22 protein-coding genes are annotated in these 24,978 nt (G+C 36.4%); 15 read left to right on the top strand and 7 right to left on the bottom strand.

Annotation, left to right across the window (positions count from 1 at the left end; all coding sequences use genetic code 11):
* The first annotated feature begins 52 nt into the window (after nucleotides 1–52).
* The 4 genes from PT603_RS00490 (at nucleotide 53) to lptB (ending at nucleotide 3,003) form a co-directional block, all read left to right on the top strand.
* Complete coding sequence (locus PT603_RS00490) at nucleotides 53–1,018, top strand: KpsF/GutQ family sugar-phosphate isomerase (protein ID WP_008238351.1); 966 nt, start codon at nucleotides 53–55, stop codon at nucleotides 1,016–1,018.
* Nucleotides 1,018–1,845, top strand: coding sequence for a twin-arginine translocase subunit TatC (gene tatC, locus PT603_RS00485; protein ID WP_008238352.1), 828 nt, complete (start codon nucleotides 1,018–1,020; stop codon nucleotides 1,843–1,845). Before PT603_RS00490 ends, tatC begins: the two co-directional genes overlap by 1 nt.
* Nucleotides 1,838–2,200, top strand: coding sequence for a carboxymuconolactone decarboxylase family protein (locus PT603_RS00480; protein WP_008238353.1), 363 nt, complete (start codon nucleotides 1,838–1,840; stop codon nucleotides 2,198–2,200). Before tatC ends, PT603_RS00480 begins: the two co-directional genes overlap by 8 nt.
* A 62-nt stretch (nucleotides 2,201–2,262) precedes the next feature.
* Nucleotides 2,263–3,003, top strand: coding sequence for an LPS export ABC transporter ATP-binding protein (lptB, locus tag PT603_RS00475; protein ID WP_008238354.1), 741 nt, complete (start codon nucleotides 2,263–2,265; stop codon nucleotides 3,001–3,003).
* Between the two features lie 63 nt (nucleotides 3,004–3,066).
* Here the strand turns inward: lptB and PT603_RS00470 are convergent, their stop codons facing one another.
* The 3 genes from PT603_RS00470 to PT603_RS00460 form a co-directional block, all read right to left on the bottom strand.
* Nucleotides 3,067–6,474, bottom strand: coding sequence for an amidohydrolase family protein (locus PT603_RS00470; protein WP_008238355.1), 3,408 nt, complete (start codon nucleotides 6,472–6,474; stop codon nucleotides 3,067–3,069).
* A 66-nt stretch (nucleotides 6,475–6,540) separates the two neighbouring features.
* Entirely contained in the window at nucleotides 6,541–7,407 is an 867-nt protein-coding gene (locus PT603_RS00465) for a glycoside hydrolase family 25 protein (RefSeq protein WP_008238356.1), read from the bottom strand.
* Between the two features lie 3 nt (nucleotides 7,408–7,410).
* A complete protein-coding gene (locus PT603_RS00460; protein WP_008238357.1) occupies nucleotides 7,411–8,139 on the bottom strand; it encodes a CDP-alcohol phosphatidyltransferase family protein in 729 nt (242 codons plus the stop codon).
* A gap of 424 nt (nucleotides 8,140–8,563) precedes the next feature.
* Here PT603_RS00460 and lnt point away from each other — a divergent pair, with 424 nt between their 5' ends.
* On the top strand, nucleotides 8,564–10,156 hold the full coding sequence (gene lnt / locus PT603_RS00455) for an apolipoprotein N-acyltransferase (RefSeq protein ID WP_008238358.1): 1,593 nt from the start codon (nucleotides 8,564–8,566) through the stop codon (nucleotides 10,154–10,156).
* On the opposite strand, the gene PT603_RS00450 is transcribed toward lnt, so the two are convergent.
* Nucleotides 10,153–12,012 carry an ABC-F family ATP-binding cassette domain-containing protein gene (locus PT603_RS00450; protein WP_008238360.1) on the bottom strand — a complete coding sequence of 620 codons (1,860 nt, stop codon included), beginning with the start codon at nucleotides 12,010–12,012 and terminating at the stop codon, nucleotides 10,153–10,155. The genes lnt and PT603_RS00450 overlap by 4 nt on opposite strands.
* Nucleotides 12,013–12,435: 423 nt before the next feature.
* Between PT603_RS00450 and PT603_RS00445 the strand changes: the two genes are divergently transcribed.
* From PT603_RS00445 to msrA, 9 genes are all read left to right on the top strand, one after another.
* Entirely contained in the window at nucleotides 12,436–13,227 is a 792-nt protein-coding gene (locus PT603_RS00445) for an O-methyltransferase (protein ID WP_008238362.1), read from the top strand.
* A 47-nt stretch (nucleotides 13,228–13,274) separates the two neighbouring features.
* Complete coding sequence (locus PT603_RS00440; RefSeq protein ID WP_008238365.1) at nucleotides 13,275–13,985, top strand: ABC transporter ATP-binding protein; 711 nt, start codon at nucleotides 13,275–13,277, stop codon at nucleotides 13,983–13,985.
* A gap of 10 nt (nucleotides 13,986–13,995) precedes the next feature.
* A complete protein-coding gene (locus PT603_RS00435) occupies nucleotides 13,996–14,145 on the top strand; it encodes a hypothetical protein (protein ID WP_309258597.1) in 150 nt (49 codons plus the stop codon).
* 125 nt (nucleotides 14,146–14,270) lie between these two features.
* The gene (locus PT603_RS00430) at nucleotides 14,271–14,843 is read left to right on the top strand and encodes a cob(I)yrinic acid a,c-diamide adenosyltransferase (RefSeq protein ID WP_008238367.1); all 573 of its coding nucleotides are present in this window, start codon (nucleotides 14,271–14,273) and stop codon (nucleotides 14,841–14,843) included.
* Nucleotides 14,844–15,001: 158 nt separating this feature from the next.
* Entirely contained in the window at nucleotides 15,002–15,223 is a 222-nt protein-coding gene (locus PT603_RS00425) for a DUF2795 domain-containing protein (protein WP_008238370.1), read from the top strand.
* An 82-nt stretch (nucleotides 15,224–15,305) separates the two neighbouring features.
* Nucleotides 15,306–18,671 (top strand): preprotein translocase subunit SecA, encoded by a 3,366-nt coding sequence (gene secA, locus PT603_RS00420; RefSeq protein ID WP_008238371.1) that lies wholly within the window; start codon nucleotides 15,306–15,308, stop codon nucleotides 18,669–18,671.
* Between the two features lie 114 nt (nucleotides 18,672–18,785).
* Nucleotides 18,786–20,057, top strand: coding sequence for a sterol desaturase family protein (locus PT603_RS00415; RefSeq protein WP_008238380.1), 1,272 nt, complete (start codon nucleotides 18,786–18,788; stop codon nucleotides 20,055–20,057).
* A 12-nt stretch (nucleotides 20,058–20,069) separates the two neighbouring features.
* A complete protein-coding gene (locus PT603_RS00410; RefSeq protein ID WP_008238384.1) occupies nucleotides 20,070–20,543 on the top strand; it encodes a DUF4199 domain-containing protein in 474 nt (157 codons plus the stop codon).
* 50 nt (nucleotides 20,544–20,593) lie between these two features.
* Entirely contained in the window at nucleotides 20,594–21,244 is a 651-nt protein-coding gene (gene msrA, locus PT603_RS00405; RefSeq protein WP_008238386.1) for a peptide-methionine (S)-S-oxide reductase MsrA, read from the top strand.
* On the opposite strand, the gene PT603_RS00400 is transcribed toward msrA, so the two are convergent.
* The 3 genes from PT603_RS00400 to PT603_RS00390 are packed head-to-tail and all read right to left on the bottom strand — an operon-like array spanning nucleotide 21,241 to nucleotide 23,744.
* The gene (locus tag PT603_RS00400; protein ID WP_155805563.1) at nucleotides 21,241–22,638 is read right to left on the bottom strand and encodes a hypothetical protein; all 1,398 of its coding nucleotides are present in this window, start codon (nucleotides 22,636–22,638) and stop codon (nucleotides 21,241–21,243) included. The genes msrA and PT603_RS00400 overlap by 4 nt on opposite strands.
* Nucleotides 22,610–23,215: a hypothetical protein gene (locus tag PT603_RS00395; protein ID WP_008238395.1), complete on the bottom strand. Its 606-nt coding sequence runs from the start codon at nucleotides 23,213–23,215 to the stop codon at nucleotides 22,610–22,612. The genes PT603_RS00400 and PT603_RS00395 overlap by 29 nt, the downstream gene beginning before the upstream one ends.
* Nucleotides 23,199–23,744 carry an RNA polymerase sigma factor gene (locus PT603_RS00390; RefSeq protein ID WP_008238397.1) on the bottom strand — a complete coding sequence of 182 codons (546 nt, stop codon included), beginning with the start codon at nucleotides 23,742–23,744 and terminating at the stop codon, nucleotides 23,199–23,201. Before PT603_RS00390 ends, PT603_RS00395 begins: the two co-directional genes overlap by 17 nt.
* Nucleotides 23,745–23,858: 114 nt before the next feature.
* On the opposite strand from PT603_RS00390, the gene meaB reads away from it, so the two are divergent.
* Nucleotides 23,859–24,953, top strand: coding sequence for a methylmalonyl Co-A mutase-associated GTPase MeaB (meaB, locus tag PT603_RS00385; protein WP_008238399.1), 1,095 nt, complete (start codon nucleotides 23,859–23,861; stop codon nucleotides 24,951–24,953).
* The last annotated feature ends 25 nt before the right edge of the window (nucleotides 24,954–24,978 follow it).

Raw genomic sequence — 24,978 nt, 5'->3', positions numbered from 1 at the left:
TACTAAAGATAACACATTCTTTATTTAATACAAACACAAAAATCGGTAAATTTTGAGTAATCTACACTCCATAATTTCGGTAGCAAAACAAGCCATCGAAATCGAATACAAAGCTATCCAAAATTTAATTCCGTTGGTAGATGAAGAGTTTGCAAATGCAGTAAATTGTATTTATCAATCCAAGGGTAGAGTCATCATCACCGGAATTGGTAAAAGTGCCATCATTGCAAATAAAATTGTTGCGACCCTCAATTCAACTGGAACACCAGCTATTTTTATGCATGCTGCAGATGCAATTCATGGTGACTTGGGCACTATTCAAGAAGAAGACGTCGTGATTTGTATATCCAAAAGCGGGAATACCCCTGAGATAAAGGTTTTAGTTCCTTTATTAAAAAACGGCCCTAATAAGCTCATAGCCATCACATCAAATAAAGAATCATTCTTAGGACAACAAGCGGACTACGTTCTAAATGCCTATGTTGAAAAGGAGGCCTGTCCAAACAATCTAGCACCAACCACAAGCACAACAGCCCAACTTGTCATAGGAGATGCATTAGCTATCTGCCTCTTGGAACTTAAGGGATTCAGTAGTAGCGATTTCGCTAAATACCACCCAGGTGGAGCCTTAGGTAAAAAATTATATTTAAGGGTTAGTGATATAGCAGCTACTAATCAAAAACCTTCCGTAACTCCAGACACAGACATAAAACAAGTAATTATAGAAATCTCTGAAAAAATGTTAGGGGTAACGGCTGTTATTGATCAGGGTGAAATTATTGGTATTGTAACAGATGGTGATATTAGAAGGATGCTTAACAAATATGATAACATTAATGGTCTTACCGCTAAAGATATAATGTCTGTAAACCCTAAATGGATTGAAGCAGACGCAATGGCCGTGGACGCATTAGACCGTATTGAATCTTATGGAATATCTCAAATTTTAGTTAAGGATAATGACCAATATGCTGGAGTTGTACACCTACACAATCTAATTAAAGAAGGAATTATCTAATGAGTAAAGTTGAAAAAGAAATGTCTTTCTTAGACCATTTAGAGGAGTTGCGTTGGCACCTAATTCGTTCGACTCTAGCTGTTCTGATCGTAGCCGTTGCAGCTTTTATTGCAAAAGATTTCATCTTTAACACAATCCTATTTGGCCCTAAAGACCCTCAATTTATTACATATAGAGTATTGTGTGAACTGACTAGGTCCTTAGGATTTGACGAAACATTTTGTACACAAGAAATGCCGTTTATTATTCAAAGCCGTACCATGGCAGGACAATTTTCGGCACATATTTGGACTGCTATTTGGGCAGGCTTTATTATTGGATTCCCGTATATCTTATATGAAGTATGGAAGTTTATAAGTCCAGGATTGTATGACAACGAACGTAAAAATGCCAGGGGATTTATTTTTATTGCCTCCATGCTTTTCTTCATTGGGGTGCTTTTTGGCTACTACCTGATCGCCCCATTATCAATAAATTTCCTAGGGAATTATACTGTGAGTAATCAGGTTGCAAATAATTTCGATCTTAGTTCTTATATTTCAACCGTACGTTCATCAGTGATTGCATGTGGACTCATATTTGAACTCCCTATTCTAATTTATTTCCTGACTAAGATTGGGCTTGTAACCCCTGAATTCATGAAGAAATACAGAAAACATGCCTTAGTTTTAGTACTCATCTTATCAGCTGTTATCACACCTCCAGATATAGCTAGCCAAATTGTGGTGGCTGTACCTATTCTTATTTTATATGAAATAAGTATTTATATTTCTAAAGTAGTTTTACGAAATCAAGCACGAAAAGAAAAAAAACAACGTCATGGCTAATCTTGTAGAAGAATTCAATGAATATCGTTCCCGAATGAATGAACGCCTTTTGGCTGATAACAATAAAATCATTAAACGTATCTTCAATTTAGATACCAATGCCTATATGGAGGGTGCTTTAGATGTTAAAACCAAAGAACTTTTAGGTCTTGTAGCCTCCGCAGTTTTGAGATGTGACGACTGTATAAAATACCATCTTGAAACCAGTTACAGAGAAGGCCTCACCAAAGAAGAAGTCATGGAAGCTCTTGGTATAGCAACCCTTGTAGGTGGTACAATTGTTGTTCCTCACTTACGCCGTGCCTATGAGTTTTGGGAAGCTTTGGAGGCTCAATCAGCATCTGAAAACGGTTAAAATAAACGAAAAATCGCAATTACTATATCGGTTTTTGTATTTTAGACAATTCATACCCACTTATGAAGTTACGTGCCGAAAATATTATGAAGTCCTACAAAGGACGCAAAGTTGTAAAAGGAATTTCGCTTGAAGTAAATCGCGGTGAAATTGTTGGACTTTTGGGACCTAATGGTGCTGGAAAAACAACTTCCTTTTATATGATTGTAGGCCTTATTAAACCTAACGGAGGCACTATTTTTCTTGATCAACAGGAAATAACAGACTATCCAATGTACAAGCGAGCCCAAAACGGTATTGGATATCTAGCCCAGGAGGCCTCGGTATTTAGGAAATTAAGCATTGAAGACAATATTTTAAGTGTTCTACAACTGACCAAACTTTCCAAAAAAGAGCAACATATGAAAATGGAGTCTCTAATTGAGGAATTTAGCTTGGGGCATATTCGTAAAAATAGAGGGGATTTATTATCAGGAGGAGAAAGACGACGTACAGAAATTGCAAGGGCACTTGCAACTGACCCAAGTTTCATTCTACTTGACGAACCATTTGCTGGAGTAGACCCCGTAGCTGTTGAAGACATTCAACGTATTGTAGCCCAACTGAAAGACAAGAATATCGGCATTTTAATTACGGATCACAATGTTCAAGAAACACTTGCCATAACTGATCGAACCTATCTTATGTTTGAAGGCAGTATTCTTAAGGCTGGAATTCCTGAAGAATTAGCAGCTGATGAAATGGTACGAAAGGTGTATCTCGGGCAAAACTTTGAACTTAGAAAAAAGAAACTTACGTTTTAATCAAAGACACTATTATATTTATCATACTATAAAATAAAACCCCGCTATAAGCGGGGTTTTATTTTAATTCTTCATACCGGGAACATTTTCCGGTCGTTTTGTTTGCCAGTTAAAAGTCTCTGATTTCTGAACTTTTGGCCAAACTTCATCCAGTGTATTTGCATCGTATATCACTCCATTTTTTACAACATACCTCAATGTATTGGTATTTCTGATATTAGTAAGCGGATTAGCATCCATAATTAGAATATCAGCTAATTTACCTACTTCTAATGTACCTAAATCTGCATCAAGGCCTAGAGCTTTCGCCCCGTGAATTGTCGCTACCTTTAAAGCATCATGAGTACTCATTCCACCACTAGCAACAGACCACAACTCCCAATGATATCCTAACCCTTGTAACTGTCCATGGCTTCCAACTCCTGCAATACCATCAGCCTCCACTAGATTTTTCATAGTTTGGGCATGCTTAGTAAATACATGCTCTTCCTCCATAAACCACGCGGGTCTACGACGTGATTTGGATGCAAGCTCTTCATAAGGTGTAAAATATTGAAGTTTTTTATCATGGTATGGATTTTCTGTCGCATAATAATAATTTTCAGCCCAAGGTCCTCCATAGGAAACTAAAAGAGTTGGGGTAACTGCCATTTTAGATTCTGCTACAGGATGAATTACGTCCTTATATACTGGATAAATAGGAAAAGAATGTTCATGCCCCGGATAACCATCAAGTAACTGAGTCATATTTAATTTAAAATCCAAACCTCCCTCAGTAGTAGGCATCAGCTTTAATTCCTTAGCAGCCATGATAACCCATTGACGTTGTTGCCTATTACCTACTAGATACATTTTAATGCTCTTGGTATTGTAATACTCACTGTATTGCTTTAAAACATCTTTTGCATGCTCCAAACTCTCAATTTTATATTGCCAGAAACCAACTCCCGGACCCGTACTATATACACGAGGACCATGAATCATTCCAGCATCTACCATATCGGCATAGGTTAAAACATCTGTAGTGGCTGTCTGAGGGTCTCTAGTAGTAGTCACCCCATATGCTAAATTAGCACTGTACATCCAAACCTGATTTTTATGTAACGTCCAAGTTGGCCACATATGGGCATGGGTATCTACAAACCCAGGTACAATTGTTTTCCCCTTCACCTCAATTACCTGAGCACTTGAAGGTACACTTAATGAACCACTGGTTCCTATGGCCTTAATTCGATTATTTTCTATAAGAAGGTCTCCATTTTCTATGACCTGGTCTCCCTTCATAGTTATAATCCGAGCTCCTTTTAAAAGAACGCTTCCATTTGGGATAGCCTTTTGAAATGTAAGTTTTATTTTAAATTCCTCAGCTTTAAAAGCAGTTTCCTTTTTTGATTCTTTGACTTCTTCTCCTTTGGCAACTGTATCATTCTTCTTTTCCGCTTCCTTTCTTTCTTTCTCTTCTTTCTTAGCTAATGCTAAACTATCATCAAATTTTTTGGCAGCTTCCAAATCAAATCTGAAATGACTTGCACCTAATGACCAATGTATTTTTTTACTATCACCAGACCATGTAGGGAATTCACCCCCCATCACAGTAAGTTTTCTTGACGGGAATGCAGCACTTTCAGCTTTTGCTAAGGAAATTTTTGGGGTCTTCCCATAACGTGGAATCAAAACTGAATACACATCATTATTAATCTTTGCTAGCGCATGTGTTGCATCTGGAGAAATTCGAATTTCAGAAGGACGTGATGCCGTATTATTCTCTCTCCACCCCTCTTCAGAAGTTGGTAATAATCCATGAACATCATGGCTATGATCATCCCCATTAAACACATCTGATGACCCGTAAGTTACTATTCCTGTCAACGAAAGATGCTCTTTCTCATCAGTACCATCCCAACGAATTGAAACCAATCCTTTTCCAGCATGACTTAAGTATAAACGATCATCGACTTTTGTAAAATGAGGCTGCGTTCGTCCTTTTGATTTAGCAATAAAATTTGCAGCCCCTCCATTTGAATCAACCCACACCAAATCTTCCATTACGTTTCCACTAAACATTCCTAGCACATTATCAAAATTCTGTGCAGTTCCTCTATGAAAAGCAATTCTATTAGATTGATATGACCAGGCAGGAAACGTATAAGCACCTGGTTCTTTTGTTAACTGTACCGGTCTTCCTTTTCCATCTATAGACACCTTGTATAAATGACCTCCTCCATTTTTCCATGTGGTAAAAACTAGCTGCTTTCCGTCTGGTGACCAAGCAGGATGCGCTTCGGTAAAATTATTAGTGGTTAATCGCTTTGGAGTACCGTTAGGAAAATCCATAACATACAGGCGATTTAAAGCTGTAAAGGCTAATTTTTTACCATCAGGAGAAGGCACCGCATCCCTTATCTGTGTAACCTGAGCTTCAGCAGCATCTTCGATGGGATACTGAAAATAGACCTGTGGCCCCATATCTAATGAAAGGTTAGCTGTAAATGGAACCTCAACAGCTGCAGATCCTTCTGTAGAAATTCGATAAATCTTCCCTCCATAAGATGCAAAAAGGAACTTACTATCTGGAGTAAAAGCCATTGCAGGAAGTACTCCCAATGGAGCTATAGATTCTTGTTCATCACGCTGAACTGGATAAGCCAACCATCGCTCATCTCCATTTTGAAGATTTCGAATTACTAACCCTGTCTCAGTTTCAAATCTACTTCCATACACCAACCACTTTCCATCTGGAGAAGGAGTGGGTGTAAATGCCGAACCATACCTTGAGGTGATCACTGAAAGCTCACCATTTTCCATATCATAAGTGCCTACCTGATATTGTGGTAGCTGTGCATTATAATTCCAGGCCCCCATACGATGAGAAAAATAAAGTGTTTTTCCGTCTGGGCTAAAGGCTGGGTCTGTCACCTTCAAATTGGCTGGCTCACTTATAAGTTGAGCACCACTCCCTCCATCTTTATGATAAAGATACATTTTAGCATTACGTCGCCCCTTGGATGCCACAATATAGGTTCCATCATGAGTCCAATCCGCAGAAAAGAAATTTTGATTCGTATCCTTGGTAAGCTGCTTACTTTCTTTTGTAGCTAATTCCATAGTCCATATATTGTCTGAACCACTTTTATCAGAAATAAAAACAATTGACTTTCCATCTGGACTATATCGAGGATGAACATCATAGGCCATTCCTTCCGTTACTCTAGTTGCAACCCCTCCCTCTGCTGGAAGTATATAAATATCTCCCATCATATCAAATAGCAAGGATTTGCCATCAGGACTTACATCCAGAGACATCCAAGTACCCTCATTAGTGGTAAAAGTGACGGTTCGTTTAGGTTCTAAGGGAAGTTCCTTAGTAGCTTTTTTAATGGAATCTTTGGTGATCTTTTCTTGAGCCACTGTCGAACTTCCAATTAAAATGAATGCAAAAAACATCCATCCGTAATAAAAAGTACGTTTCATTTTGGTGAGTTATTTAGTTTAATTTAAGAAAGATACAGTTTATTTTTGAACTATTGCTAGGAGCTACTATTTTAAAAGAAGGGATTTTAATTTCAAGGAATCTCCATTAAAAATATTCACATCTATAGCTTCTTTACATCCCGGAAGCATTGCCTTATCAGTAAACTGCCAGAAATGCCAATCTGGCTGTATATCTTCCACGAAAAAATTATAATTAGCAATCCATACAGTGTATTCTGAAAAATCATTGTAAAGATACCTATTGTAAAAATCTTCTCCTGAATACAGAATAGGCCTTACTCCATAATGAGATTCTACCTTGTGTAACCATCTTCTCAACCCTGTTTTTAAACTTTCCATCGATTGTGACTGTGGTACATTTTCTATATCCAATACTGGGGGTAAATCTCCCTTTTTCAATCGTACTGCTTTTATGAAATTGTCAGCTTGTTGTAGGGAATTTTCATCCGGACGATAATAATGATAAGCGCCTTTTATAATTCCTTTCTCATCAAGTTCCTTCCAGTTTGCATGAAAAGTTCTATCTACTAAATTTTTACCAGCTGTGGCGCGAACAAAAACAAAAGAAATTGGAAAACTATCTTGAATTTTAACAGCCTTATCCCAATTGATCACTCCTTGATAATGGGAAACATCTATCCCGTACAAATGACTATCATGACGTGTAAGCACATCATAAATACGCATTTCCTGAGTAAGCGAAACTTCATATTGTTTATGAAGCTTTTGCCTAAAAAAGAAATACATAGCATACCTGTAATGCCAAAGGGCTACTAGAAAAGCTATTAAAATAATAGGTAAAATGACATGCTTCCCTAGGGAAAACACCGTCTTTTGCTTTCTTCTTGTTGTTTTTCTCTGGGGTAGCTTTCTTCGGTTAAGGTTTTTTAAAGTCTTTCGGGCATCAGCCATAGATTAAGCGAAATTTCGTTTTTGCATAAACAATGACATTAATACATACATTACTATAATAAGTGGAATAGCAGCAAACCAAAGCAAAATAAGCAGGACCACACTCAACAATAAAAAGCTATACCTATGAGCATTAGGCTGAAAGGCCAAGGTTTTAATCTTTAAAGAAAATAATGGAATTTCTGCATTCAGCATATAGCTACTTACCACACTTAATACAACCAAAAACCAAGGATTGTATATTACTGTATTCATTAAATCATTGTTTTGATAGGCTACAATAAGTGGTAATGACAGTATCAATAACGCATTTGCAGGTGTTGGAAGACCTATAAATGAATCCGTTTGACGTTCATCAATATTAAATTTTGCTAATCTATAGGCTGAAGCCATCGGAATTAGCAAACCAACATATGGCAACCATGAAGCTGGCATATCTGTAGCCATAATGGTGGCCCATCCAGTACCCGTGCTGTCATTTAACAATTGGAACATTACTATTCCTGGCACAACACCACAAGTAACCATGTCCGCCAAAGAATCCAATTGCACCCCTAATTCAGAAGAAACCTTAAGCATACGAGCTGCAAACCCATCGAAGAAATCGAACACAATACCCAAAAACACAAATAATGCGGCCAATTCCAATTGATTTTGAACCGCTAACATCACAGCAATTGTTCCACTTAAAAGATTTAAAAGAGTAATAAAATTCGGAATGTGCTTTTTCATCGGTCTAGGATTTTCTAAGAAACTATTTAAAAAAATACGTCATATCACAGAACAAAGTACCATTTAACTTCATTCCTTTTGGTAAAAGTAAGCTGAAAAGTTGAATTTGGCATCCAATTTCATTTTCTTGCTATAAATTTCGTCCTTTTAGTATCAGGTAACACAATGGTAGTCATTTAAGTACCATAACTTAACCAAATGAAAATTTTGAATACTGATTAAAATTTAGATATTTGCTAAAATACAATCCCGTTTGAAACATCAATTTCTTTACGTTTACACGCTATGCTTTGTCATCCAACTTACAGGAATGATTTGCAAATTGGGTTACTATTACGAGAGTCTCTAAATACTTTGAATTTATTCCAATAGCATTAGAAACTCCCTATACGCTCTTCTCTTACATCCTAACAACCATTACTAAATGAAAAAAAATATTTTCTTAGCTCTTTTATCTGGATTACTTCTTGCCGCAGCTTGGCCTACTCACGGTTTTGCATTGTTTGCCTTTATTGGATTTATCCCCTTGATATGGGCAGAGTATCGTATTCGTACCAGTAAAATTGTACGGTCTAATGCTAAGGTATTTGCCGTAGCCTATCTAGCTTTTGTAACTTGGAACACCCTTACAACTTGGTGGCTATGGTTTTCTACCCCATTTGGAATGCTCTTTGCAATTTTAGTCAATTCCTTAGTAATGGCTATTGTGTTCCTAATCTATCACATTGTTGCCAAACGTTTACCTTCGAAAATTCACTGGGTGTTTCTACCCGCCATTTGGATTGCTTTTGAAAAATTTCACCTCAACTGGGATTTTTCATGGCCTTGGTTAAATCTAGGAAATGTATTTTCGGAAACTACTACATGGATACAGTGGTATGAATATACAGGAAGTTTCGGTGGAAGTTTATGGGTATGGATTATCAATATAGGACTATATAAAACCTTCATACATTATTATGAGAATAGAGATCGAAACAGATTAAAAATCGGTTTATCAAAAAATTTACTAGGCATTGCTATTCCAATAATTATTTCTGCAATCATTGCTCACAACTATATGGAGAAAGGAGAATCCCTTTCTGTAGTGATTGTTCAACCCAATATAAATCCGTATACTGAAAAATACGAAAGAAGCAACAATGACATTGCCATTCTACTAGGAAATCTAGCGGATGTTAAAATGGATTCATCCGTTGATTTTGTAATCGCCCCTGAAACTGTATTCGCTAAAAATTTTCGTCTTGACGAATTCGAACGTTCTCAAGCCATATATATCCTAAAACAATTTATAGCTGTCTACCCAAATACTAACTTTTTAGGAGGCGTTGCAATGATCGATTTCATAACAGACATCAATAAACTAAACCCACAGAGCAACTTTTTAAAGGATGGTCTTTGGTATGATGATTACAATTCAGCCTTTTTGCTTAACAAAAAAGAAGAAATAGCATTGTATCACAAATCAAAACTAGTTGTAGGAGTTGAAAACTTCCCATACCAAAGTATTCTTCGTCCTTTACTTGGTAATATCATGATTGATCTAGGCGGAACAGTAGCTATGAAAACTACCCAAAAAGATCGTGAAGTATTTGTAGGAAATAATCCAAATCAAAAAGCTGCACCTATCATTTGCTACGAATCTGTTTATGGTGAATATGTAACTGATTATGTCAAAAATGGAGCTAATTTTTTAGCAATCATAACTAATGACGCATGGTGGGACAACACTCAGGGTCATAAGCAGCATTTAAGTTATGCTAAATTACGTGCAATAGAAACCCGTAGAAGCATTGCTAGAAGCGCAAATACAGGTATATCAGCAATTATCAATCAAAAAGGAGAACTAGTTCAAACGCTAGGTTATGAAAAACAAGGAAGCATCAAGGGAAATCTAAAACTAAACAATGAACTAACATTTTACACTAGTTATGGAGATTATATTGCCCGAATCGCCTTGTTAGTTGCAGGACTCATTTTCTTTTATTCCATTGGAAGAAAAAAAAATAGACTCTAATCTTCCATTTTCATCGATAATTCAAACCACCGCTCTGTTTTGGAATCAAGTTGCTCAAGTATAATTTGTAGGCGCTCAGATTCCTTCTGAATGGTTTCACCAGTTATTGCACCTGCAGCGAAGGCATTTTCAATGGTTGTTTTTTCTCCTTCCAATTGGGCAATTTCCTTTTCTAACTTACCATACTCTTTTTGTTCGTGGTAACTTAAGCCTGTATTGGCATCCTTTTTCCATGTCTTCTTTACAGTTTCCTTTTTATCAACTATCTCAGGTACTACACTATCCTCATAGACCCTAAAATCAGTATAATTCCCTGGAAAATCTTCAACAACTCCTTCTCCTCTAAACACAAATAAATGATCAACAATTTTATCCATGAAATAACGATCATGAGACACTACCAAAAGACAACCAGGAAAATCCAGCAAGAAATCTTCCAATACGTTCAGTGTTAGTATATCCAAATCATTAGTAGGCTCATCAAGAATTAAAAAATTTGGATTTTGAATCAGCACCGTACATAGATATAAGCGTTTTAATTCTCCGCCACTTAGTTTTGCCACATAATCGTACTGCTTTTTTCTATCGAATAAGAAACGTTCCAACAATTGAGCAGCAGAAATAATTTTACCCTTGGTAAGTGGAATATACTCTCCAAACTCTTTTATTACATCTATTACTTTTTGATCTGGCTTTACTTCAATTCCATTCTGTGTATAATATCCTATTTTGACCGTATCGCCTACGACAATTTTTCCAAGATCAGGCTGAACACCTTTAGTTAGAATATTCAAGAAGGTAGTTTTACCTGTTCCATTTTTACCTATAATCCCGACACGCTCCCCTTTTAAAAAATTATAGGTAAACTTGTTTAGAATAACTCTGTCTTTAAAGGATTTAGATACACCATGTAATTCCACAATCTTACTACCCAACCTCTCCATATTAATCTCTAGCTGTACCTGATGATCCTTACGTCGCTGATTGGCCTTTTCTTTAATCACATAAAAATCATCAATACGAGATTTCGATTTGGTGGTACGAGCCTTAGGTTGTCTTCGCATCCAATCAAGCTCTTTAACAAACAAATTCTTTGCTTTCTCAACTGACGCCTGTTCTTGTACCTGTCTCGCTTCCTTTTTCTCAAGATAATACGAATAATTCCCTTTATAAGTATACAGCACTCCATTATCTAATTCTACAATCTCATTGCATACACGTTCTAAAAAGAATCGATCGTGCGTAACCATAAACAAAGTAATATTCTCCTTGGTAAAATAGTTTTCAAGCCATTCGATCATTTCAAGATCAAGATGGTTAGTAGGCTCATCTAAAATTAATAAATCAGGCGTATTAATAAGAATGGTAGCCAGCGCCAATCTCTTTTTTTGCCCTCCTGATAATGAGGCTACTTTTTGTTGAAGATCCTCCAGTTTTAAGCGAAATAAAATCTGCTTATAGCGGGTTTCAAAATCCCATGCATCAAAACGCTCCATTTGATCATAAGCCTTTTGATAGGCGTCTGTATCTTCTGAATTTTCTAAAGCCTTTTCATACTGCTGAATAATCTTAAGTACGGGGTTATCCGATGCAAATATAGTTTCCTCTATAGTTAGATTATCTAAAAGCTCTGGATCCTGAGACAAGAACGCCATACGTATTCCGTTTCTAGAAACTATCTGTCCTGAGTCTGGTTCATCTCTCCCTGTAAGGATATTCAAAAGAGAGGTCTTTCCCGAACCATTTTTAGCTATAAACGCTATTTTCTGATCTTTGTTGATTCCAAAAGAAATATTTTCGAAAAGAACTCGCTCACCGTAAGCTTTAGATATATTTTCAACCGATACGTAATTCACAGCAATTAGATTTTTCTGCAAAATAACGGTAAAAAGCCGGCACTCTGCTTCTAAAACTTCATATTTCGAATCGGAAAGTTAAATTTACCTACCAATCACCAAGCAGCCTATCTAACAATCTTATCTTTTCCATATACTCTTTCGAAGTTTTTTCCAGTTTTTGATTACTAAAAAAGACCCTAATTATGTCCTTAAAAAACAAGTACCATTTATCCACTTTTCTACCTCTCTACCACTAGGAATCCTTAGTAAGCTTCTATACATGACTCTACCAATCGAAGCCTTTAATTACATAAAATCAGGAACTATGTATTACATCAAAATTTACCTTATTGGAAGATTGCTTTTTTCTATCTTTATCTTCTGTTAAGAGCTACTCGATTTTTAATTGTTTCGAGGAACCTTTTTTTGATACCGTTAATAATGTCATTATTTACACAAAAATTCCACCGGATTATTTCCTATTTTTCTTTTTGGATGCGTTCTACCAATCAACATGGTGTGCACTCACCCTTTGTTTACTCCATGGTTACCCAATGTTTTTATAAAAAAAATACACCAGAATCACGTAACCAAATTCGAAAATTCATACATACTTTATTGGAAGACAAACACCGTATTACAGTTAAGAATTTGAGAAGAAACTCAACCATATTACCTGCTCAAAAGAGACCTATCAAGGTCATTACTAAAAAGACTGGAATACCTTTGAAACAGGCATTACTATTAAATCGATTGACGACTTACATTGGCACCACCAATGCGCTTGAATTAGGCACCTCTGTTGGAATAGGTTCAGCTTCAATATGCCTTTCAAATTCAGATGTAAAACTGACCACAATTGAGAACTGTCCTGAAACGACTCTTGTGGCACAGTCGTACTTTGACCGATTCGATATTACCAATGCTTATATAAGAAAGGATGGTTTTCAAAGCTTTCTAAACTCTTTATCTAAGGAAACCTATGATCTTATTTTTTTAAATGTTCATCAAGAGGAAAAAGAAACACTTTCATACATTGATCAACTAATTCATCATACTCACAATGACTCCATAATCATCCTAAATGACATATACAGGTCAAAGGAAATGACTAGAGCCTGGATAAACATACTACAAAACCCTAAGGTTACTCTTAGCATTGACACCTACCATTGGGGGATTATAGGTTTCAGGAAAGAACAAGCAAAAGAACATTTTTGTATCAGAGTGTAACAATTTAAGCTTTTTTGCTTCTAACAAGCTAAACCACAATTACCGACATGAGTTTAATCAACATAAAAGAAATAAAAAGAGATTTTAAACTAGGGAGTGAAGTCTTACATGTACTTAAAGGTATAAATCTCAATATTGAAAAAGGGGAATATGTTGCTTTAATGGGACCCTCTGGATCTGGAAAATCTACTTTAATGAACCTTTTAGGTTGTTTGGATACACCCACTTCTGGAACTTATATTCTTAACGGTAAGGATGTAAGCAAACTCACTGATAATGAACTTGCTGAAATCAGAAATAAAGAAATCGGTTTTGTCTTTCAAACCTTTAATCTTATGCCTCGTACTACTGCATTAGACAATGTGGCATTACCAATGGTATATGCCGGGATATCAAGTAATGAGCGTAAACAAAGGGCTACTGAAGTTTTAAAGGATGTGGGACTCGCAGATCGAATGGATCATAAACCAAATCAGCTTTCAGGTGGTCAACGCCAACGTGTAGCTGTAGGGCGAGCATTAGTTAATAAACCTTCCATTATTTTAGCTGATGAACCAACAGGTAATCTTGATTCTAAAACCTCTATCGAAATCATGAATCTTTTTGATGAAATTCATGCAAAGGGTAATACTGTAATTCTAGTAACCCACGAAGAAGATATAGCCAAACACGCCCATCGCATTATCCGTTTACGTGATGGTATGATTGAGAGTGATGAACGTAGATCCCCAGTAAAAGCAGAAAAAATAACTTTATAAATTTTCTAATATGTCTCTTTGGTGGCTACTTTGTATTCCTGTACTATTTGTCTTAGTACTTGCCAATAATCGTAAAAACAATCACAAATTACGCAATAGAAAAGGTCGTAATTTTAGAGAAAATTACCATACTAAGAAAAACAATCAAGACAACCCTTAATATTTCGATTCTTTTTTCTACCTCCTATAATCACTATTGATACCCATATTTTGTACCTTTATCTTACTTAAATGTGAACAAAACACCCAGTTCACCTAATTAATATTTAATCAAATTTTTAACCTGTGAAAATTTATACTAAGACCGGAGACAAAGGCACTACCGCCCTATTTGGCGGGACTCGAGTACCTAAACATCATATGCGCATTGATGCCTATGGAACCGTAGATGAACTTAATTCATGGATTGGATTATTAAGGGACCAGCCTGTTTCTGAAGAAACAAAAGAGTTATTAATTCACATACAAGACAGACTATTTACCTTAGGTGCAATCCTTGCCACCGATCCTGAAAAAGCACTTTTAAAAAGTGGAAAAGAGCGATTGAACATTCCGAAAATAACAGAAGAAAATATTACAAGGCTTGAAAATTCAATTGACATAATGAATGAGGAACTTCCTCCAATGACCCATTTCATTCTACCAGGCGGACATGTCAGCGTGTCATATTGTCACATATCAAGAACTGTATGTCGAAGAGCAGAACGATTATCCAGCTTACTGTTTGAAAATGAACCTTTTGACGAATTTGTATTAAAATACCTCAACCGCCTCTCTGATTATCTATTTGTGTTGGCACGAAAGTTGTCTCTTGACCTTCAAGCGGAAGAAATTAAGTGGGCTCCTGAGAAAAAGTAATACAAAAAATTTGAGGACCTCCCTGTTTTTACTGCTTAAAAACCAATAAAATAGCGAAAAAAAAACGTTCTCTGAAAATATTTTATAAATAACTCATTTTTTACTTGACTTTTTGCTTTAAAAATTTATTTTTGCAGAAAATTTAAACCAATTTACGTATGTATTGGACTTTAGAATTGGCATCCTATCTGAGCGATGCTCCGTGGCCAGCAACTAAGGATGAACTCATCGATTACGCCATTAGAACAGGTGCACCATTAGAAGTGGTAGAGAATCTGCAATCTTTGGAAGATGAAGGCGATATGTATGAATCTATCGAAGAAATTTGGCCTGATTATCCTACAGAGGAGGATTACCTCTGGAATGAAGACGAATATTAACACATCTCGAAATTAAAAAACTAAAAAGTCTCATTAGAGGCTTTTTTTTTGTTTAATTTTGACATCCTAACATAGAACTATAATGAATTTTTTAAATTCCATACTAAAAGCTTTTGTAGGTGATAAAGCACAGAAAGATATCAAAGCTGTTCAACCTATAATAGATCAAATCAAAACGTTTGAAGCCACATTAGGCTCACTTTCTCATGATGAACTTCGCTCAAAAACGCAAGAGTTCAAAAATAGTATCAGAGAGGCCAGAGCAGCGATTGACGAACAAATCAATACTCTAAGAGGTCAAATTGACACATTAACAGATATTGATGAGAAAGAAGCATTGTATCTTCAAATTGACAAGCTTAATGACGATGCATATCAAGCAACAGAAAAAGCGCTCAACGATATTCTTCCAGAAGCCTTTGCCGTTATTAAAGAAACAGCAAAACGCTTTACCAACAACCCCACGATTCACGTTACAGCTACCCCATTCGACAGAGAACTTTCCGCTCGTTTTGATTTTGTAACCTTAGAACAAGACAAAGCTGTATGGAAAAATTCTTGGGACGCGGCTGGAAAGGAAGTTACTTGGGATATGATCCATTACGATGTTCAGCTAATAGGGGGTATCACTCTACACCAAGGTAAAATTGCTGAAATGCATACTGGTGAAGGTAAAACACTGGTTGCAACCCTTCCAGTATATCTTAATGCACTAACAGGAAATGGAGTTCACCTAGTAACTGTAAACGATTATCTGGCAAGACGTGATAGCGCTTGGATGGGACCTTTGTTCCAATTCCATGGATTATCTGTTGATTGTATTGACAATCACCAACCCAACTCAGAGGCCAGAAGAAAAGCATATGAAGCCGATATCACCTATGGTACCAATAATGAATTTGGATTTGATTACCTTCGTGATAATATGGCCCATACGCCAGCTGATTTAGTTCAACGCCCACACAATTATGCTATAGTGGATGAGGTGGATTCAGTGTTGATCGATGATGCTCGTACCCCATTAATTATTTCTGGACCTACCCCTAAAGGTGAACTTCATGAATTCAATGAATTAAAACCTTTAGTAGCAAACCTAGTAACCAAACAACGTCAGCACCTTACTGGAGTTCTTGCAGACGCCAAAAAGCTTATAGCAGAAGGTAATGTGAAAGACGGTGGATTCTTACTACTACAAGTATATAGAGGATTACCTAAAAATAAAGCCCTCATCAAATTCCTTAGTGAAGAAGGTATCAAGCAAATACTTCAAAAAACAGAAAACATCTATATGCAGGACAATAACCGAGAAATGCATAAAGTAGATGCCGATTTATTATTTGTTATTGAAGAAAAAAACAATCAGATTGAACTTACTGATAAAGGAATTGAAGAGCTTTCGGGAGCAGGAGGTGATAAGGACTTCTTTATAATGCCTGATATCGGTATTGAAATAGCTGCCATAGAAAAACAACAGCTCCCTATTGAAGAAGAGGCAAAATTGAAAGACGAGCTATTCCAAGAATTTAGTGTGAAAAGTGAGCGCATTCATAGTATGAACCAGCTTCTTAAAGCTTACACTCTATTTGAAAAGGATGTGGAATACGTTGTAATTGATAATAAAGTCATGATTGTAGACGAGCAAACCGGACGTATAATGGACGGACGTCGCTACTCTGACGGATTGCATCAGGCAATTGAGGCCAAGGAAAATGTAAAAATTGAGGCAGCCACACAAACCTATGCAACTGTGACGCTTCAAAATTACTTCCGTATGTATCGCAAACTTGCCGGTATGACAGGTACAGCTATTACAGAGGCGGGTGAATTTTGGGAAATATACAAATTGGATGTGGTAGAAATACCTACTAACAGACCAATTGCTCGACATGACCGAGAGGACCTTATTTACAAAACCAAACGCGAAAAGTACAATGCTGTAATAGAAGAAGTTACCCAACTATCACATGCGGGTAGACCTGTACTTATTGGTACCACTTCTGTAGAAATATCAGAGTTACTTAGCCGTATGCTAACACTGCGTAAAATTCAACACAATGTACTTAATGCCAAGCTTCACAAAAAAGAAGCGGATATAGTTGCGGAAGCGGGAAATGCAGGAATCGTAACTATTGCCACAAACATGGCAGGTCGTGGAACAGACATCAAACTTTCGGAGGAGGTTAAAAAAGCTGGAGGGCTTGCAATTATAGGAACTGAACGTCATGACTCTCGTAGAGTTGACCGCCAGTTGAGAGGTCGTTCAGGACGTCAAGGAGATCCGGGAAGTTCACAGTTCTATGTCTCTCTTGAAGACAACTTGATGCGACTATTTGGATCGGAAAGAGTGGCTAAAATGATGGATCGTATGGGACTTAAAGAAGGTGAAGTAATTCAACACTCTATGATGACTAAATCTATCGAACGTGCACAGAAAAAAGTAGAGGAAAACAACTTTGGCATTCGTAAACGTCTATTGGAATATGATGATGTAATGAATGCCCAACGTGAGGTGGTTTACAAACGTAGACGAAATGCCCTTAAGGGTGAACGTCTAAAAGTTGATATTGCCAACATGATTTACGACACTTGTGAAGTAATTGTTGAGGGCAATAAAGCTGCTAATGATTATAAGAACTTTGAGTTTGAACTGATCAAACACTTCTCTATCACCTCTCCAGTTACTGAAAATGAATTTGGAAAAGTTGCTGGAAAAGAACTTACCCAGAGAATATATAAGGAAGCTCTTTCTCACTATGAGTCTAAAATGGAGCGTAATGCCGCTATCGCATTCCCTGTGATAAGAAATGTTTATGAGGATCCTAACAGCAGATATGAGCGTATAGTTGTACCTTTTTCTGACGGTCAACAAACTCTTAATGTGGTAACCGATCTTAAAAAGGCATATGATAGTCAAGGGAAACAACTCATTGCAGATTTTGAGAAGAATATTTCTTTAGCCATCATTGATGATGCATGGAAAACACATCTTCGAAAAATGGATGAATTAAAGCAATCTGTCCAGTTAGCAGTACATGAACAGAAAGATCCATTGTTGATTTATAAATTCGAAGCATTCGAACTTTTCAAATCAATGATTGACAAAGTAAACAAGGATGTTATTTCTTTCTTGTTCAAGGGGGAATTACCAACTCAAAACCCTGAAAATATTCGTGAAGCACGATTAATGCAACAGCCTAAAGAAAACTATCAGACCTCTAAAGAGGAAGTGCTTAATAGTGATGAAATGGCCGCACAACATAGAGCTGCAGGTCAAACCCAACAGCGACCACAAGTGACTGAAACCATTACAAGAGATCAGCCCAAAATTGGCCGAAATGATCGTGTTACCATTAAAAATGTGATGACAGGAGAAAGTCAAACTCTGAAATTTAAACAAGCAGAACCCCTGCTTCAAAAAGGGGAATGGGTATTGACAGACTCGCAATAGAAAATTAAACACCTAGACATCGACATAAAACTCCTGCCACTTAGCGGGAGTTTTTTATTAGCCCTATTACAACTTCTATTTTTTTATTAATTTTAGTTATTAATAGTCTTGTCTATGGAAACTTATGCAACTGCAGTGCTTATTGCCATCCCCTTTTTTATCATACTCATCTTCATTGAGATAGGATACGGCTATTTTGTAAAAAAACAGATGCACAAACCTATGGACACCATTTCGAGTCTGAGCTCAGGACTTACCAATTCCATCAAAGACACCCTTGGACTAGCAGTTGTGCTTGTATCTTATCCATTCCTAAAAAATCATCTAGCCATATTTGACATCCAAAGCACTTGGCTTACCTATACCATTGGTTTTATTGCTATGGACTTTGCAGCCTATTGGAATCATAGACTTAATCATAAAGTCAACTACTTTTGGAACCAACATGTCATTCATCATAGTAGTGAGGAATTTAACCTAGCTTGTGCACTTCGTCAACCAATCTCTACTCTCATAGGTTATTTTCCTCTATTCCTAATTCCTGCAGCTATTGCAGGTGTGCAACCCGAAGTAATCAACATCATTGCACCTATTCACCTATTTCTTCAATTTTGGTATCACACTCGTTATATTGGAAAGCTTGGTTGGATTGAGTATATATTGGTTACTCCTTCACAACACAGAGTACATCACGCGATTAATAAAGAGTATATTGATAAAAATCTTTCGGCTATTTTTTGTGTTTGGGATCGTGCTTTTGGCACATTTCAAGAAGAACTAGAGCATATCCCCCCAGTTTTTGGTGTGTTAAAACCCGTAAAAACATGGAATCCAATTCTAATCAATTTTCAACATTTATGGGGACTAGTAGTTGATGCCTGGAGAACAAAAAACTATTGGGATAAAATGCGAATATGGTTTATGCCTACAGGTTGGAGGCCATCAGATGTAAAGGAATCTCATCCCAATAAGATTGTCGAAGACGTATATCATATGACAAAGTATGATACAAAACCTGCTACACATAAAATATTCTATGCAGCTTTTCAACTAGTAGCATCTATGATCATGTTGGTACTAATGTTACTAAATTACACTTCAATAGGATTCTCTATGGCACTCCTTTATGCGGGCTTTGTATTTCTTTCTATTTTTGGTTATTCATCGGTCATGGATAATTGGAAAAGTGGTTTCTGGATAGAACTTTTCAGAAGCTTACAAGGTATAGCTTGGATTACTTACTTTGGTAACTGGATGGGCATTGAGCTACATCATTCGATTCAAATCCTATTCTTAATAAGTTACTTTCTTTTTACGATAATGGCAAGCTATTACTACACCTATATGGATCAGCATTCTAATTCACAATTAACCACTCAAATATAAAATCCCCTACAAATGAATTTAAAACTAGAAATAAAATGGGCATTGATTTTCACTATGGCTACTCTTTTTTGGTCTCTCCTAGAAAAAGTTACCGGCCTGACCTCAACGCACATTGATAAATTTCCTTATTTCACGAACATTTTTGCCGTATTAGCCATCACCATTTATATCCTAGCCATGAAGGCAAAACGTAAAAACTTAGGAGGAGTGCTACCATGGAAAAAAGGCTTTTCATTTGGAATACTAATGACTGGTTATATATTTATTCTAACCCCATTAAGTCTGTATATTACATTAAAATGGATCATGCCTGAATTTTTCAACAACACTATCCAGTGGGCAGTAACGAATAATAAAATGTCTTTATATGAAGCAGAGAATTACTTTACATTCAATAACTACCTATTGCAATCGCTCATTACTGTTCCTTTAATGGGGGCCGTTACTTCAGCTATTATAGCTTTGTTTTTAAGAAAGAAAAAATAAAATTTCTTTACTACACGATTCTTTAATAAACCTAAAACCATCTTAAAATAATGGAACGACTTATAAAATGGGTAATACTTTTATTTATAATTACAGGATCATTTTCGTGTTCAGGCCAAATTGAAAAAAAAGATAGAACTACTTCTTCCACTCAAAGCAAGCTAAAAAAGGCGTATTTCGCTAGTGGTTGCTTTTGGTGTGTTGAAGCTATTTTTGAAAGTGTAAAAGGGGTTGACGAAGTTATTTCTGGTTATTCTGGAGGCACTGAGCCCAATCCTACGTATAAACAGGTAAGCAGCGGAAAAACTTCGCATGCTGAAGCGGTAGAAGTACACTATGATCCTAAAATAATTTCTTTTGAAACACTTGTAAAAGTTTTCTTTGGTTCACATGACCCTACCACAAAAAACCAACAAGGACCAGATTATGGCCCACAATATAGATCTATTGCCTTCTACCAAAATGACAATGAAAAGAAAATTATCGAAAAGTATATTAGTGATTTAGAAAGTAAAAAAATCTACAAACAGAAAATTGTTACCCAGGTAATTCCATTTATGAAGTTTTGGCCTGCTGAAGAGTATCACCAGAATTTTGAAAAACGCAATCCTACTAATCCTTATGTAAAGAATGTATCGATTCCTAGACTGCAGCGCTTTCAAAGAAAATATCCAGAACTACTTAAAAAAAAACATAGTTAAATCCGCTTTTGTTCTAACTCAACTTTGCTATAACGTGCATTAATTTTTATTTCCTTAGTGGTAGATTTATCTCTTTGTATATCCTCCACAATAGTAGTTCCCGCCTCATCTTTGCTAGTTAACCTTAAAACTTCTGGGTATTTAATCGAGGACATAGTTCCTCTATACTGAAAAATAAAGGAGGTATTAGGTAATGACACATAGGTATCCGTACTTGATAATTCCATTTGCAAAGTCTTAAAATCAGAGGCAATATGATTAATCGCAAGAGACCCTAAATAACCATTTAATTCCGCATTTCTTTTAAGATTAGTAATGGCAACTTCAGAGGAGTTCGCATCTAATTGTAGATTAAATACATTGGTAAGTGCTACTTCATTGGCAAAATTTACACGCAATAACCCATCATTCCAATTTTTAACTAGTATTGGAGAGTAAGAAGCCTCTATTCGTGTTTGACTCCCGTCGATTTGGTATGCAAGCAACCTTGTATGAGACAAGGTTGCTTGTACATTCTTTATAGTTGCTGCTATGGTCACCTCACCATGACGTACATTCATTTTTAGCTTCGCACTTTTAGGCATTTTTACCCTAATCGTTTTTATAACTTTAAGACTTTTATCCACATCATCAGTTCTAAAGTAGTAAACGTTAGCCTCTGTCCTTGGCAATCCTTTCTGTACCTCTTCATTAATTTTTCTAGTTTCCTCACGGGCTTTAGCCAACTCTACATTTTTCTTTGACAACTCTTCAACCCTGTCCTTCATCATTTTAGAACGTTCCTCGCTGAATTTTGCATATTCTTTAGCCATCTGATTTTGTTGCTCTTCAAATTGCTTTCGCCATTTTTCAATCTTTCCCTTGTAATCCTTATCAAACTTTTCTTGATACTCCTTTTTCCACCTTTCTAGATACTTATCACCCTCCTTTTTATAGGCATCATAATCAAACCTGGAAGAAGGCACGGGTGGTGGTGGTGGGGGCATTAGTGTCATTGGGGGCATGGATGGAACATTTAATGACTTAAAATCAAATTTGAAATCAGGAACCGTCATATTAAAACTCCATGAGTTTTCATTAGAATGGTGAGCCTGGGTACTAATAGTAATCATATTACTATTCCCTATGGCAGTAAATCCTATAGTAGAAAAAAACTTTTCAGCTTCTTCTTTTGAGACACCTTCCATTTGGTACACGGCTTCTACTTCAACTATGTTCTTATCCCAAGTCACAAATTCGATATTAGCATGACTCGTATTAAGTTCGATACTTACTTCAGGTTTAACCTCAAAGGTCTCTTTAAATGTTTTAGTCTGTACTTGAGCAAAACTCGTCCCAGCTATAAACAATGCAATCCATATAGGATTAAATTTGCTCCTCATAATGTGCTTCATTTCTTGTTGTTTTTAGTTCGTTTAACTTTTCTTTTAACTGATACAACAATTGCAACCGTAATTTTAAGTTTTCTATTAGTGCTGTGACCGTTTGGTTATTCGGACCTATGCTATTGAGTTCCTTAATTAAAAACTCATACTCATCGTTTAGTGTCAAAAGGCGCTGCATGAATTCATCAATAAGTTTTTTATTTCCATCTGACATTTCCAATTCCGATAATTCATAATTAATGCTAGCTAAATAAAATTCCTCAACTTTCTTCAAGTCTGGAGACAGGTCTCCTAGTTGAATAGTTGAATTCTCCTTATGTAATGAATTTTCAGCATCCCTATTTACGACTTCAATTGGAGGAGGATTTTTAGTATAAAAATGATAGGCCAATGCTCCCAATCCAAACAATACGACCCAGGTAGCGGCTATTTTTACAATAATTAAAGAGGTCTTTCTCCTGTTGGTTTCAAATGGAAAGTTCTTTTCTAATCGCTTATAAAATCGGTCTTTATGCCCTTTCTTCATTGACAATTCAGAAGAGTTTTCAGCTTCCTTTCTAAAAAGTTCTCTAAGATCTTGTGACATTTTTTCTGCTTTTTAAAACTTCCTTTACTTTGTTTTTTCCTCGAAATAAAAGTGTACGTGACACTGTTTCAGTAACATCCATAATTTCTGCAATTTCTGCATGATCATATCCCTCAATCAGAAATAGTTTTAGCACATTCCCATATTTTACCGGCAATTGTTCAATTACCCTTTTCACTTCTTGAGCGGCTATCCCTTCATCTAAAGACCAATCCTCATCTTCCGATGAAATGCGTAGATAACTCTCATTCATAGCTACCAAATCATCTTCTCTAGTCTTTAAGAAATCAATACTCTTATTAATGACAATACGCTTAAGCCATGCACCAAAAGCCACTTCGGCCCTATATTGATCTAATTTTCTAAACGCCTTGATAAATGCTTCTTGAACTACATCTTCCGCATCATCTTCATTTTTTACGTAACGTAAGGCAACAGAATACATGGCATCACAATACTGCGTGTACAACTCCATTTGAGCTTTACGGTCGTTTTGTTTACATTTTTTGATCAGGTCGGTTTGAAACATGCCGGCTGTTTCTAATGGTTACGATTGTTGTTCGCTTATAAAGACGACACATTTTTGACTTCGTTGCAAGTTGCCCCAAAAATTTGTATTATTTTTAATCTATAATTCTACCTAGTGGCATTAAAAGATACACATAAAAGCGCTTTACACGAAAAAAAAGGAATATCTCCTTTGGAAAATACTGACCCCAAAGCTGTTGCAAGATTTCAGCAACTTAGGAAAAGAAAACTATCAGCTAAAACACTCACTGAACGAATAATTAAAGGAGATATTACGCTTTTAAGTAGAGCCATTACCTATGTCGAGAGCACCTTACCTGCTCATCAGGAGCTTGCCAGAGAGGTAATTAATTCATGTCTTCCCTACGCCAATAATTCAATTCGTATTGGCATTACAGGAGTTCCAGGAGTGGGAAAAAGTACTTTTATTGAATCATTTGGAAACTACCTAACTTCTCTAGGAAAAAAAGTAGCTGTATTAGCTGTAGATCCAAGTAGCAGCCTGAGTAAAGGAAGTATATTAGGTGATAAAACCCGGATGGAAACCTTGGTCAACAATCCAAATGCCTATATACGGCCTTCAGCCGCTGGAGATTCCTTAGGAGGAGTCGCTAGAAAAACTAGAGAAACCATTATTTTGTGCGAAGCTGCTGGCTTTGATACCATATTAATAGAAACTGTAGGAGTAGGTCAAAGCGAAACCGCAGTACATAGTATGGTTGATTTTTTCCTGCTTCTAAAGTTAGCTGGTGCTGGAGATGAACTACAAGGTATTAAACGTGGAATTATGGAGATGGCTGATGCCATAGTTATTAATAAAGCAGACGGGAAAAACCTGGAAGCAACCCAAAGAGCCAAGGTAGAATTCAATAGAGCTCTTCATTTATTTCCACCTAAAAAAAATGGTTGGGTCCCAAAGGTACTCACTGCATCGGCAATTGAAAATAAAGGCATTGATGTCATTTGGGAACTTATTAGGCTGTTTATAGAACAACAAAATTCGACTGGTTTTTTTACCAAAAATAGAGTTCAACAACAGAAATACTGGCTTTGGCAAACTATTGAAGAACGTTTAAAAGCAGCGTTTTATGAACATCCCGAAATACAAAAAAACATGCCTATCGAGTTAGAAGCATTGGAACTCAACAAAACAACCCCCTTTGCCGCAGCACAACGATTATTAGAATTATATAAACCAATTATAGAGTAAAATGTTAAAAAAACCTACATTTGCA

The organism is Imtechella halotolerans, from assembly GCF_028743515.2.
In the GTDB taxonomy this organism is placed as follows: Bacteria; Bacteroidota; Bacteroidia; order Flavobacteriales; family Flavobacteriaceae; genus Imtechella; species Imtechella halotolerans.
The sequence above is the reverse complement of the archived record's forward strand: the minus strand, read 5'-3'. Positions and strand labels throughout refer to the sequence as shown.

Excerpts from the sequence above, each read along its gene's own strand:
- PT603_RS00435 (WP_309258597.1), top strand. The coding sequence starts at position 13,996 with ATGTCTCTTTGGTGGCTACTTTGTATTCCTGTACTATTTGTCTTAGTA.
- PT603_RS00465 (WP_008238356.1), bottom strand. The coding sequence starts at position 7,407 with ATGGCTGATGCCCGAAAGACTTTAAAAAACCTTAACCGAAGAAAGCTA.
- PT603_RS00400 (WP_155805563.1), bottom strand. The coding sequence starts at position 22,638 with ATGAAGCACATTATGAGGAGCAAATTTAATCCTATATGGATTGCATTG.
- msrA (WP_008238386.1), top strand. The coding sequence starts at position 20,594 with ATGGAACGACTTATAAAATGGGTAATACTTTTATTTATAATTACAGGA.
- PT603_RS00395 (WP_008238395.1), bottom strand. The coding sequence starts at position 23,215 with ATGTCACAAGATCTTAGAGAACTTTTTAGAAAGGAAGCTGAAAACTCT.
- secA (WP_008238371.1), top strand. The coding sequence starts at position 15,306 with ATGAATTTTTTAAATTCCATACTAAAAGCTTTTGTAGGTGATAAAGCA.
- PT603_RS00470 (WP_008238355.1), bottom strand. The coding sequence starts at position 6,474 with ATGAAACGTACTTTTTATTACGGATGGATGTTTTTTGCATTCATTTTA.
- PT603_RS00460 (WP_008238357.1), bottom strand. The coding sequence starts at position 8,139 with ATGAAAAAGCACATTCCGAATTTTATTACTCTTTTAAATCTTTTAAGT.
- PT603_RS00390 (WP_008238397.1), bottom strand. The coding sequence starts at position 23,744 with ATGTTTCAAACCGACCTGATCAAAAAATGTAAACAAAACGACCGTAAA.
- PT603_RS00440 (WP_008238365.1), top strand. The coding sequence starts at position 13,275 with ATGAGTTTAATCAACATAAAAGAAATAAAAAGAGATTTTAAACTAGGG.
- PT603_RS00480 (WP_008238353.1), top strand. The coding sequence starts at position 1,838 with ATGGCTAATCTTGTAGAAGAATTCAATGAATATCGTTCCCGAATGAAT.
- PT603_RS00445 (WP_008238362.1), top strand. The coding sequence starts at position 12,436 with ATGTCATTATTTACACAAAAATTCCACCGGATTATTTCCTATTTTTCT.
- PT603_RS00415 (WP_008238380.1), top strand. The coding sequence starts at position 18,786 with ATGGAAACTTATGCAACTGCAGTGCTTATTGCCATCCCCTTTTTTATC.
- tatC (WP_008238352.1), top strand. The coding sequence starts at position 1,018 with ATGAGTAAAGTTGAAAAAGAAATGTCTTTCTTAGACCATTTAGAGGAG.
- PT603_RS00410 (WP_008238384.1), top strand. The coding sequence starts at position 20,070 with ATGAATTTAAAACTAGAAATAAAATGGGCATTGATTTTCACTATGGCT.
- PT603_RS00425 (WP_008238370.1), top strand. The coding sequence starts at position 15,002 with ATGTATTGGACTTTAGAATTGGCATCCTATCTGAGCGATGCTCCGTGG.
- lptB (WP_008238354.1), top strand. The coding sequence starts at position 2,263 with ATGAAGTTACGTGCCGAAAATATTATGAAGTCCTACAAAGGACGCAAA.
- lnt (WP_008238358.1), top strand. The coding sequence starts at position 8,564 with ATGAAAAAAAATATTTTCTTAGCTCTTTTATCTGGATTACTTCTTGCC.